The sequence below is a fragment of the Vibrio sp. T3Y01 genome, from assembly GCF_013114525.1.
Taxonomy (GTDB): Bacteria; Pseudomonadota; Gammaproteobacteria; order Enterobacterales; family Vibrionaceae; genus Vibrio; species Vibrio chagasii_B.
The window spans coordinates 21644-33349 of sequence record NZ_VTXJ01000021.1 but is presented as its reverse complement, the minus strand read 5'-3'; the positions used below and the strand labels follow the sequence as shown (position 1 = coordinate 33349).

Genomic DNA, 11706 nt, shown 5'->3' with positions numbered 1-11706 from the left:
TACAAGAATTGAATAATAGATTCCCAAAAATCGAGGGTGAGCATGATTAAGAAGATCGGTGTTTTGACCAGTGGTGGTGACGCTCCAGGTATGAACGCAGCAGTTCGCGGCGTTGTTCGTACTGCGTTATCAGTTGGCATTGAAGTTTACGGCATTTACGACGGCTACCAAGGCCTTGTTGAAGACCGTATCGAAAAGCTTGACCGTTCAAGCGTATCTGACGTGATCAACCGTGGTGGTACTTTCTTAGGTTCTGCACGTTTCCCTGAGTTCAAAGACGTTGCTGTTCGTGAGAAAGGCATTGAGAACCTTAAGAAGCACGGCATCGAAGCACTTGTTGTTATCGGTGGTGACGGTTCTTACATGGGTGCTAAGAAACTGACTGAAATGGGTTACCCATGTATCGGTCTTCCAGGCACAATCGATAACGATATCGCGGGTACTGACTACACAATCGGCTACCTAACAGCGCTTAACACTGTTATTGATTCAATTGACCGTCTACGTGACACGTCTTCTTCTCACCAACGTATTTCTATTGTTGAAATCATGGGCCGTCACTGTGGTGACCTTACGCTTATGTCAGCAATCGCAGGTGGTTGTGAGTACATCATCACTCCAGAGACTGGCTTAGATAAAGAGCAGCTAATCGGCAACATCCAAGATGGCATTGCTAAAGGCAAGAAGCACGCAATCATCGCTCTAACTGAGCTAATGATGGACGCGAACGAACTGGCGAAAGAGATCGAAGCAGCAACGGGTCGTGAAACTCGTGCAACGGTTCTTGGTCACATCCAACGTGGTGGCCGTCCTACTGCGTTTGACCGTGTCCTTGCTTCTCGCATGGGTAACTACGCTGTTCACCTTCTACAAGAAGGCCACGGTGGTCGTTGTGTTGGTATCGAGAAAGAAGAGCTTGTTCACCACGACATCATCGACTGTATCGAGAACATGCAGAACCCAGACCGTTCTGAGCTGTTCCGCGTAGCAGAAGAGTTATTCTAAGCAACGCCTAGCGTAAGCTTAAAGAATTTAAAAACCGCTGATTTATCAGCGGTTTTTTTATGCCTGCTTATTGGGCTTGAGAAATGACAGACAATAAAAAAGGCCAACCTAAGTTGACCTTTCATTCAATTTAAACAGTGATGTCTAAATTAAGCTTTTGCTTTAGCTGCTGCTTTAGCGATAGCTGCGAAACCAGCTGCGTTTAGAGCTGCGCCGCCAACTAGAGCACCATCGATGTCTGGTTGTGCGAAGTAAGCTTCAGCGTTTTCAGGCTTAACAGAACCACCGTATTGGATGATTACTTGCTCAGCTACTGCTGCGTCTTTTTCAGCGATCATTGCACGGATAGAAGCGTGGATGCGTTGTGCATCTTCAGCTGTTGCTGCTTTACCAGTACCGATAGCCCAGATTGGTTCGTAAGCGATGATTGCGCCGTTTAGAGCTTCAACACCGTAAGCGTCGATAACTGCGTTGATTTGACGTGCACATACTGCTTCAGTTTCGCCTGCTTCGTTTTGCTCGTCAGATTCACCGATACAGAAAACTGGCTTCAGGCCGTTCTCTTGTAGGAATTTGAATTTCTTAGCTACGAACTCGTCTGATTCGTTGTGGTATTCACGACGCTCAGAGTGACCGATGATGATGTGAGTTGCACCGAAGTCTTTCAGCATTTCTGGAGACATGTCGCCAGTGAAAGCACCGCTGTTGTTTAGGTCAGTGTTTTGAGCACCTAGGATGATTTTGTTACCGCCTTCAGCGATTAGACGCTCAGCTAGATCGATGTAAAGTGCTGGTGGAGCTACTGCTACGTCTACACCTTCAACGCCTTCAAGTTCAGCGTTAAGACCAGTTAGCAGCTCAGTTACCATTGCTTTGCTACCGTTAAGTTTCCAGTTACCCATCACTACAGGACGACGCATAGGAATATCTCCGTATTTAATCAATTAATGTAAAAAATCTTCGTAAGAATATAACAGATAAAACGCGTTAGATCATGATTGTGGTCATGTCTTTATGGGATCTTATCGATTGGTCAGAGTAGATAACGCTCTTATATCAGTGATCCGACAGACAGAATAATAGCTAACTTCTCGGATTTTTCATCGTTAGTTGGTATTAAGGGACAAACGTTTGCGTTAACAATAGGAAGTAATAATGCCAAATCTAGTTCTAGAGTACTCAAATTCAGTGGACGAGCGAGTGAATATCCAAGGTTTACTAGAAGATCTTCATCAAGTTACATTAAACTGTGGCTTGTTTGATATTCCGTCTGTGAAATCACGCTCTCTACGTTGTCATAACTGGCTAGTGGGTGATGAAGAGGACAGTGTGGACTTTATTCATATCAGCTTTGAATTACTTTCTGGGCGTACCGAAGAACAGAAACGGGAATTGTCACGTTCGTTAATGCAAATCTTACAAGAACAGGCGAGCCATGTTCGAAGCCTAACGGTTAATATTCGAGATATGGACAAAAGTTGTTTTCAGAAAGTGATTAACTGATTCGTGTAATAAAGTATTTGCTGCTAACTTTTTGGTAGTGTATTAATTTTTTGAGTATTTTTAGATGTCGATGAAAGATTTACTGCTCTCTTTCAAAGGGAGAATTGGTCGTAAGACTTACTGGATGTGGAACATTTTCTACTATGTCGCGATCACGGGTTTTGCGTCTGGGATTTCGGTACTGTTTCCTGCCTATTCCTATATTTTACTGCCAATCTTCTTGTTGCTACTCGTAATCCCAGACTTAGCGGTGACCGCTAAGCGTTGGCATGACCGTAACAAGTCTAACTACTGGTTACTACTGAATGTACCGCTGGTATTAGGGCGTTTAGCTTCACCTGTCGCTGCAACATCGACGGACTCGGTATCACCAATGCACATGGTGGCAACGGTTGCAGCATTAGTGTGTGGTTTATGGATTTTGATTGAATGTGGTTTGTTGAAAGGCACAGAAGGCCGCAACGATTACGGTGAAGATCCAGTATAAGAGTTTTCAGCAGTTAATATAAAGGGAGCATTAGGCTCCCTTTTTACTTTCTGGAGCTGTCTGATCTAGTACATTTTGGGTTCAGTGTTAGGTCTGAATGGAACCACATTTTCAGGCTGAGGCTCTTCTAAGGTATAGCGCCCTTGGAGCGCGTCTTGGAACTTGCAAACCTGGCAGCGCAGCTCTTGCATCAACACGACATTGACGTGGTGAGGATTTTTACAACGGCTGACGACTAAATCGAGATGGCTTTGCTGAGCTCGAAGTCTGCCTTGCATACTTTCAGAAGCGGAGCAGATCATCTGTTCACACATATCGTGTTTGAATTGGTTGAATGCTTTGGGATCGTTTTGAGCAAGTTGAACCAGTTCATCAAAAGGAGGCAGTTTCTGCTCTGGTTGTGGATGTGCCATCATTCCTTCCTTAGCATTAAGCATGTTTCATATGCTTTAAGCTTAAGAAAGATTTCTGTATGAATTTTGTTCGATCTTTTGATTTCTCAATATTGAGACAAGATCAATCACTTAGCGTTAAGCAGTGGCGACAGGTACTAGGGTGTAGGTACAGCGTCGTTCGCCAGCAATAATATGCTCAGTTCGGCTGACGTGGCACTCATCTTTTAGTAGCTCGGTGAACACGTTGAGCTCAGATTGACACAAGCTCGGGCAACGAGTCGCAGCCTTACAAATAGGGCAGTGGTTTTCAATCAAGATGTAGTGATCGTCGTGTTCTTTCAGTTCTGCCATGTAGCCCTCTTCTTCACGAAGTTGGGTGAGCTTTTCCAGCTTACTGATTAGATTTTCACAATCAGACAGGGCAGATTGATACTGTTTTAAGGTGTGTTGTTCACGCTCGGCAGCGACTTTAGCTAAGCCTTCTTTTCCGAATAGATTCTCTACGGCATCAATGACTTGAATCGTAAGTTCACCATGACGGTCTGAAAACTGACTATGGCCGTGCTGAGTAAGAGACCAGTGACGAGTCGGACGACCGACTTTCACTTTGACATCATGAAACGCGAGAATGCCATCATCTTCCAGGCTTTGCAGATGTTGCCTTGCACCCATTGTCGTCATGCCAAACTCTTCTGACAGCTGTTTGGCCGTTACCGCGCCTTGACGCTTAATGGTCTGTAAGATTTTGTCGCTTGTTTTCATACTATCCCTACCTCATGAACCTTACTATTATGAGGCAAGGTGTTTATAAAGCAAACCATTTACTATTTTGACAGTTACTGACCTATCAATAGCAAGGATGAGAATCTGACAGGGCAATAAAACAAAAGGCTGATACTTGGTATCAGCCTTTGAATATTCTGTTTCACTCGATATGAGGATTACAGGATGTGACCAACCACTTCTGGGTCTTTACGCTCTAGGTAGTGGATTGATTTGATGCGGCGAATCGTACGGCATCGGCCACGGATAAGTAGCGTTTCTGTTGTAGCGATATTGCCTTGACGAGAAATGCCTTCTAGCAGGTCACCCTTAGTGATGCCCGTTGCTGAGAATACAACGTTGTCGCTGCGCGCCATGTCTTCCATCTTCAATACGATACCAGCGGTTACGCCCATTTCAGCACAACGCTCTAGCTCAAGTTCACCGTGTTTACGGTTCTCTTCTGTATCGCCTTTCACTTCGTGACGAGGCAGTAGACGACCATGCATGTCACCGTCCAGCGCGCGAATTACTGCGGCAGAAACTACACCTTCAGGTGCGCCGCCGATGCAGTACATTACGTCGACTTCGCTGTCTGGCATACAGGTTAGGATTGATGCTGCTACATCACCGTCTGGCACTGCGAATACACGAACGCCCATCGCTTGCATCTCTGCAATCACTTGGTCGTGACGTGGCTTAGCCAGTGTGGTGACTACTAGCGTGTCGAGTGTTTTACCCAGAGCCTTAGCAATGTTTACTAGGTTTTCTTTTAACGGTAGAGCTAAGTCGATAGCGCCTTTAGCACCAGGACCAACTACTAATTTTTCCATGTACATATCAGGCGCTTTTAGGAAGCTGCCTTTTTCGCCTGCAGCCAATACTGCCAATGCATTTGATTGGCCCATTGCTGTCATGCGTGTCCCTTCAATTGGGTCAACTGCGATGTCGACAGCGTCGCCGCCTACACCTACGTTTTCACCGATATATAGCATAGGTGCATCATCGATTTCGCCTTCACCAATAACAATTTCACCGCTGATTTCGGTTTTGTTTAGTAGGCTACGCATGACTTCTACAGCAGCGCCATCTGCAGCGTTTTTGTCGCCACGGCCAAGCCACTTGTAACCAGCCAGTGCTGCACCTTCTGTGACACGAGAGAATGACATTGCTAAATCGCGTTTCATGCGGACTCCAAAATTTTCAAAGGGGGAATAGAAATTTCGCGGCGGATTTTACCATATCCAAAAGGAAACGTTTGCCTTTTTGCTTTTTGGAGATTGCTTTTGATCAATGAGCAGTGAAAAACCACTAATATTCATCAAAATAATTGGTTTGCGAGTGTGACTGTAAGAATTAACGTCAATATTCGGTAAAAAGCGCTGTTTTTTTCATCGAATGGCGCAAAATATCGAATATATTGAGTGTTTATCCTTGCTCTGCTGAGTAGAATGGGGAAATAAGTGGAGTGAACCTTCACCATCAAATGGATAACTTAAAGGTAGGCCAGAATGTCTTTTGAAGTACTAGAGCAACTAGAAGCAAAAATTCAAACAGCAGTAGATACGATTGCACTTCTTCAAATGGAAGTGGAAGAGCTTAAAGAAGAGAAACAAGCACTAGCAACTGAAGCTGGTGAGCTTAAAGCAAGCCGTCACGAGTTAGAGCAAAAAACTCAGCAGATGCAAGAGGAGCACTCTGCATGGCAAGATCGCATCCGTAACCTTCTTGGTAAAATGGATGAAGTAGAGTAATTCACTCTTCAGATTTAAAAAAACGCCCGCTACTCAGTAGCGGGCGTTTTTGTTTGTGTTCGTGGTTAATGTGAGTGATTTATGCAGAGCTAGAGTTACTCGACCTCTTCTTCATCAGCATCGAGATCAAGTTCAACATCCAAAGGTTCGGCTGAAAGAATAATGCCCGTGTTATCGGCGTAGAGGTAATCTTCCGGTAAGAAGGTCACGCTACCAAAATTAACAGGTACGTCTAGCTCACCGACACCATCTTGGCTTGCTCCAACAGGAATAGAAGCCAGTGCTTGAATGCCTAGGTTCATGTCTTCAAGCTCATCGACTTCGCGAACGCAGCCATACACCACAATACCTTCCCACTCATTGTCTTCGGCAAGTAGGGCCATTTCAGCATCGATTAGCGCTTTACGCAGTGAGCCGCCGCCATCGATTAACAACACACGCCCTAAACCATCTTGCTCTAATACCGAGCGGATCAGAGCGTTGTCTTCAAAGCACTTTAATGTCGTGATTTGTCCTGCGAAAGAGGCTCGTCCACCAAAGTTGCTGAACATTGGCTCCACGACATCAACTTGATCCAAATATATGTCGCACAGTGCTGAAGTGTTGTATTCCATTAGTATACCTTTTGAACAATGAGCTTACTTTGAGTATATCGGTGCTTGATCCCTTTGCAATGATTAGTCTCAATTAACTCAATAGAGTTTGAGCTACGACAACCCCTGCAAACAATAGGTTAGTAACCAGCGAGCATTTCACAATCACCGGCATCATAGGTGCTATTTGAGCGGGTTTTTCGGTTTCCCAAACGGCCTTGCCGTGCTTGTAGACAATCACAATACTCAACAAAAATGGCAGGCTGATCCAGACCGGTTTCTCTTGAATCAGTAGGTAGATAGCAAAAGAGACCAGTGCTAACCCAAGTAGCGCAAAGTGGTAATGCTTGGCTTTGCGTTGTCCAAGGCGAACCGCCATTGTGCGTTTGCCACATTCACTGTCGTTTTCAATATCACGCATGTTGTTGATATTAAGTACTGCAACCGCCATCAACCCACAGCCTAACGCAGGAAGGAAGAGGCTTGGTTCCACATGGCCAGTGTGTAGGAAGTAAGTACCTGAAACGCCTAATAAGCCAAAGAAGATAAATACCGATAAGTCGCCAAGGCCGATATAGCCATAAGGCTTATTACCCACGGTGTAAGCGATAGCGGCAACAATGGCCAATACACCTAACGCAATGAAAGAAAGAATGCTTTCAATCGAGGTTAAGGCATGAAAAATCAGAATCAGACCAGCAATCACAGTAAACACGATGTTGAGGATGATCGCCTGCTTCATGGTTTTGGCGGTTACCGCACCCGACTGCATGGCACGCATTGGGCCTAAGCGGTTTTCATTGTCTGTGCCTTTTACTGCGTCACCGTAGTCATTCGCCAAGTTCGACAAAATCTGTAATAGGGTGGCGGTTAAAAAGGCCAACAGAGCGATCGATAAAGAGAACTGATCGTTGGCGAACGCTAAACTACTTCCTGTAAGAATAGAGACGAGTGCGAGAGGCAGAGTTTTTGGTCGTGCGGCATCAAGCCAAATCATTAGAGATTGTTTCATCGTAAGTCTATTTCGTTGTAAGGACACCTTGATTAGCAGGGCGCCTATATTGTAAGTATTGGTTTCATGCGGTGATTTGAGTATACGCCCATTTTTCAGGTAATAAAAAGCCCACTCGAAAGTGGGCCTTGAATTCGCTTATTAGCTGCTATTTCTTTGAGATAGAGCAATAAGTTGGAGTTTCGTGTGCTACAGGATGAAGCGGCTTAGGTCTTCGTCTTCAACGAATTCACCCAGCTTCGAGTTTACGTAAGCTTGGTCGATCACGAGCGTGCTGCCTGCTTTGTCTGTTGCATCGAATGAAATCTCATCCATCAAACGTTCCATTACCGTGTGTAAACGACGTGCACCGATGTTCTCAGTGGTTTCGTTTACGCGCCATGCTGCATCAGCGATCTGGTTGATGCCGTCTTCAGTAAACTCAATGTTCACGTCTTCGGTCTTCATTAGGGCAATGTATTGCTCTGTCAGAGACGCTTTTGGCTCAGTTAGGATGCGTTTGAAGTCATTCGCTGAAAGCGCTTCAAGTTCTACACGAATTGGCAGACGACCTTGTAGTTCAGGGATCAAGTCCGATGGCTTAGCCACTTGGAATGCACCTGATGTGATGAATAGGATGTGGTCCGTTTTCACCATACCGTGCTTAGTTGATACTGTGCTGCCTTCGATAAGAGGCAGTAGGTCACGTTGAACGCCTTCACGAGATACGTCTGGGCCTGAGCTGTCGCCACGCTTACAGATTTTATCGATCTCATCGATGAATACGATACCGTTGTTTTCAGCGTTGAAGATCGCGTTTTCTTTCAGCTCTTCCTGGTTCACAAGCTTAGCGGCTTCTTCTTCCGTTAGGGCTTTGAATGCGTCTTTGATTTTCATCTTACGCTTTTTCTTGGTGTCGCCAGCTAGGTTTTGGAACATACCTTGTAGCTGGTTAGTCATCTCTTCCATGCCTGGAGGTGACATGATTTCAACGCCCATTTGTGGTGCTGCTACATCGACTTCGATCTCTTTGTCGTCTAGCTTACCTTCGCGCAATTTTTTGCGGAAAATTTGGCGAGTGTTTGAAGAGGTTGTGTCTTCGCTTGATTGCTCATTCTGACCCCAAGCATCACGAGCTGGTGGTAGTAGGGCATCAAGAATGCGCTCTTCCGCTTGCTCTTCAGCGCGGAATTGCACTTTCTTCATCGCTTGCTGATGCGTCATTTTGATCGCAACGTCCGTTAGGTCGCGGATGATGGTCTCAACTTCTTTACCTACGTAGCCAACTTCGGTGAACTTAGTCGCTTCTACTTTGATGAACGGTGCATTTGCTAGCTTCGCTAGGCGGCGAGCAATCTCTGTTTTACCAACACCCGTAGGGCCGATCATTAGAATGTTTTTTGGTGATACTTCAACACGCAGGCTCTCTTCAAGCTGCATACGACGCCAGCGGTTACGCAGTGCGATAGCAACTGAACGCTTAGCGTTGTCTTGACCGATAATGTGGCGATTGAGTTCGTGAACAATTTCGCGAGGAGTCATCTCAGACATGGTTTTTCCTTAATTCTTTAATCACTGTTGATACAAGTTTGGGTAGAAGCGTTTGTTATTCTGGCTTTGGCAGTTCAACAGTGCTTTCTAGCTCTTCAACAGTGTGGTGATGGTTGGTGAACACACAGATATCGCCAGCAATATTCAGCGACTTTTCTGCGATTTCACGTGCATCTAAATCAGTATTTTCTAATAGTGCCGTAGCCGCTGCTTGAGCGAAGTTACCGCCTGAACCGATAGCGATTAGGTCGTTCTCTGGTTGAACAACATCACCGTTACCTGTGATGATCAGTGAAGCGGTTTCGTCAGCTACCGCTAGTAGTGCTTCTAATTTACGTAGAGCACGGTCACTACGCCAATCCTTCGCTAGCTCAACGGCAGCTTTGGTCAGATGGCCTTGGTGCATTTGCAGCTTGCTTTCAAATTTTTCGAATAGCGTGAAAGCATCAGCGGTACCGCCAGCAAAACCAGCCAGTACTTTATCATTGTATAGGCGACGCACTTTACGGGCATTGCCCTTCATTACCGTGTTGCCTAGAGATACTTGTCCATCACCCGCGATGACGACTTTATTATTACGACGTACAGATACTATGGTAGTCACGAGTAGGGCCTCTTAATGTTCTTATCTTTGGGTATAAAAAGTATATGAGGATGGTGCTCGGATAATTCAAGGAACCGCGAGTGATGTCGTGCAACTTATCGGTGTAAGTTTGAAAGAAGATAGAAAAAGCGATGAATAAAAGAAAGCCTCCACAATGGGAGGCTTTCGTTATTTGTCTTTTTTGCGACTGCTTTACTGGATTTATTCGGTGTCTTTCCAGATGGCGCAAGGCTCGATTTTAGCACGCTGCAGCTTGTGTCGGTCTCGCTCTGCATCACGCTTAAGTTTGTATGGTCCTAGTACCACGCGGTACCAGCTGCTGCCATCTTTCTTACGGATTTCACTCGAGATACCTTGGAAGGCGATATCCAACTTACGTGCTTCTGCCTGTGCTGACGTTTTGTAAGCGCCACATTGCATGATGTAAGGGATCTTAGAGATCTCTTGCTCTTTGGCTTTTACTTCGATTTCGCGACTTGGCAGCGTTTCAACGTAGTCCCATTTCTCTTCTGGAGGTGGTGGAATCACTTTGGCTGGTTTTGGCTTCGGTGTTGGTTTACTCATTACTGGAGTCGGTGCTGGTGGCTCAGGATCATTACTCAATAGGTAAAGTCCATAACCAAACCCGCCAACAAGGAGGATCGCCAAAAGACCACTACGCCATGGTTTACGGCGAGGGGCTTGTTTTTTGGTCGGTTTTTTCGTGCCACGACCACGTTTCACATAATCTCTATTAGCCACAAGACAATTCAGTAGTTGGTAATTCTGCTCTCATGGTAATCCAGATTGCGCGAGGATAATAGTGTAGAAATGGAAGCGGCACATCAAAATGTGCCGCAGATTTATATGGGTATTTCGAAGACTTACATTCGAGGTGGTGCAGTACTGCCGCGAACCACTAGGCTGGCTTCTAACAGACGCGAACCTGCTTGCACATCGTTGCCTTTTAGTAGGTCTAGCATCATCAACATTGCTTGGCGTCCAATCTCATAACGAGGTTGAGAAATGGTGGTTAGCGGTGGATCGCAGTACTGAGCGAATTGAATATCATCAAAGCCAACAACAGATAAATCTTGAGGCACTCGTAAACCGAGTTTTTTGGCTTCTTGAATCGCACCAATTGCCATCGCATCGTTGTGACAGAAAATAGCGGTTGGCTGCTCTGGTAGTGCTAAAAGTTGACGAACCGCTTGAGCACCCGCTTCGAAGGTAAAATCACCGATGGTGCTGTAGGCTGGGTTCATTGACACGCCAGCACGGCGCAGCGCTTGTTGGTAACCTTGCTGACGGAACTTACATAGGGTTGCTGACATTGGGCCAGAGATTTGAGCGATACGCTTATGACCTAATTGAGCAAGGTAGTTCACGGCTTCGAATGCAGAAGTCAGGTTATCGATGTGTACCGTAGGCAGTTCAAGCTCTGGTGCGAACTCACATGCCATTACCATAGGAGGTAGGTTCTTTTGTTCAGACTTGCTGACATCGAACGGGTGATCGGTACCTAGCAGTAGCATGCCATCTGCTTGTTTGGTGAAGACGAGATTAACAAACGAAGATTCGCGTTTTTTCTGTTGGCCGCTGTCACCCAGCAGAACGAGGTAATCATTTTCGACAGCAGCATCTTCGATACCACGAATGATTTCTGCGAAATACGGGTCACAGATATCAGGAACGATAGTAATGATGGTTTTTGATTCGTTGCGACGTAAATTTCTAGCTAATGTATTGGGTGAGTATCCAGCTTCAAGTACGGCTGTTTCCACTCGTTTTCGAGTCGAAACTGAGACTTTCTCAGGATTCATCAAAGCTCGTGATACGGTAGCCGTTGAGACGCCTGCTAGCTGGGCAACATCCTTCATTGTCGCCATAAATTAAACCCTCTTTTAAGTTCCTTTGCTGCCTAAGTATCTAAGGCGTGAATAATAAATGTAATCGAATAGATATTATGAAAGTGTTGCTAACACTTTTTTTATTGCAATATTTTATTCGTTTCATCTGCGTAAAGTTACGGCTAGATTAACAAAAATCACATGACTCGTGTGAACTTGCTCACGAGAAATA

The 11706-nt window shown here is 45.4% G+C and carries 14 protein-coding genes; 4 read left to right on the top strand and 10 right to left on the bottom strand.

The features are described 5' to 3' along the window. Positions 1-42: 42 nt before the first annotated feature. A complete protein-coding gene (gene pfkA / locus F0232_RS19285; RefSeq protein ID WP_105057663.1) occupies positions 43-1005 on the top strand; it encodes a 6-phosphofructokinase in 963 nt (320 codons plus the stop codon). Between the two features lie 149 nt (positions 1006-1154). On the opposite strand, the gene tpiA is transcribed toward pfkA, so the two are convergent. Further along, positions 1155-1925, bottom strand: coding sequence for a triose-phosphate isomerase (tpiA, locus tag F0232_RS19280; protein ID WP_008219641.1), 771 nt, complete (start codon positions 1923-1925; stop codon positions 1155-1157). 235 nt (positions 1926-2160) lie between these two features. Here tpiA and F0232_RS19275 point away from each other — a divergent pair, with 235 nt between their 5' ends. Next, entirely contained in the window at positions 2161-2508 is a 348-nt protein-coding gene (locus tag F0232_RS19275; protein ID WP_008219643.1) for a 5-carboxymethyl-2-hydroxymuconate Delta-isomerase, read from the top strand. 64 nt (positions 2509-2572) lie between these two features. Further along, on the top strand, positions 2573-2995 hold the full coding sequence (locus F0232_RS19270; protein WP_105057662.1) for a DUF805 domain-containing protein: 423 nt from the start codon (positions 2573-2575) through the stop codon (positions 2993-2995). A gap of 65 nt (positions 2996-3060) precedes the next feature. On the opposite strand, the gene F0232_RS19265 is transcribed toward F0232_RS19270, so the two are convergent. The 3 genes from F0232_RS19265 to glpX all read right to left on the bottom strand — a co-directional run bounded on the left by F0232_RS19265 (position 3061) and on the right by glpX (position 5339). Beyond that, a complete protein-coding gene (locus F0232_RS19265) occupies positions 3061-3408 on the bottom strand; it encodes a DUF3135 domain-containing protein (protein ID WP_105057661.1) in 348 nt (115 codons plus the stop codon). A 117-nt stretch (positions 3409-3525) separates the two neighbouring features. Then, positions 3526-4152: a metalloregulator ArsR/SmtB family transcription factor gene (locus F0232_RS19260; RefSeq protein ID WP_061033608.1), complete on the bottom strand. Its 627-nt coding sequence runs from the start codon at positions 4150-4152 to the stop codon at positions 3526-3528. A 179-nt stretch (positions 4153-4331) separates the two neighbouring features. Next, positions 4332-5339 (bottom strand): class II fructose-bisphosphatase, encoded by a 1008-nt coding sequence (gene glpX, locus F0232_RS19255; protein ID WP_102424375.1) that lies wholly within the window; start codon positions 5337-5339, stop codon positions 4332-4334. Positions 5340-5663: 324 nt separating this feature from the next. Between glpX and zapB the strand changes: the two genes are divergently transcribed. After that, positions 5664-5906: a cell division protein ZapB gene (zapB, locus tag F0232_RS19250; protein ID WP_008219652.1), complete on the top strand. Its 243-nt coding sequence runs from the start codon at positions 5664-5666 to the stop codon at positions 5904-5906. 95 nt (positions 5907-6001) lie between these two features. On the opposite strand, the gene rraA is transcribed toward zapB, so the two are convergent. From rraA to cytR, 6 genes are all read right to left on the bottom strand, one after another. Continuing rightward, positions 6002-6520 (bottom strand): ribonuclease E activity regulator RraA, encoded by a 519-nt coding sequence (gene rraA / locus F0232_RS19245; RefSeq protein ID WP_004737135.1) that lies wholly within the window; start codon positions 6518-6520, stop codon positions 6002-6004. 73 nt (positions 6521-6593) lie between these two features. Beyond that, positions 6594-7511: a 1,4-dihydroxy-2-naphthoate polyprenyltransferase gene (locus F0232_RS19240; protein WP_061033609.1), complete on the bottom strand. Its 918-nt coding sequence runs from the start codon at positions 7509-7511 to the stop codon at positions 6594-6596. A gap of 189 nt (positions 7512-7700) precedes the next feature. After that, positions 7701-9041, bottom strand: a complete 1341-nt coding sequence (gene hslU, locus F0232_RS19235; protein ID WP_061033610.1) for an HslU--HslV peptidase ATPase subunit — start codon at positions 9039-9041, stop codon at positions 7701-7703. Between the two features lie 55 nt (positions 9042-9096). Continuing rightward, a complete protein-coding gene (gene hslV / locus F0232_RS19230; RefSeq protein WP_004737138.1) occupies positions 9097-9645 on the bottom strand; it encodes an ATP-dependent protease subunit HslV in 549 nt (182 codons plus the stop codon). 201 nt (positions 9646-9846) lie between these two features. Then, positions 9847-10386: a cell division protein FtsN gene (gene ftsN, locus F0232_RS19225; protein ID WP_105057660.1), complete on the bottom strand. Its 540-nt coding sequence runs from the start codon at positions 10384-10386 to the stop codon at positions 9847-9849. Between the two features lie 122 nt (positions 10387-10508). After that, positions 10509-11513, bottom strand: coding sequence for a DNA-binding transcriptional regulator CytR (gene cytR / locus F0232_RS19220; protein ID WP_004737140.1), 1005 nt, complete (start codon positions 11511-11513; stop codon positions 10509-10511). Between the last annotated feature and the right edge of the window lie 193 nt (positions 11514-11706).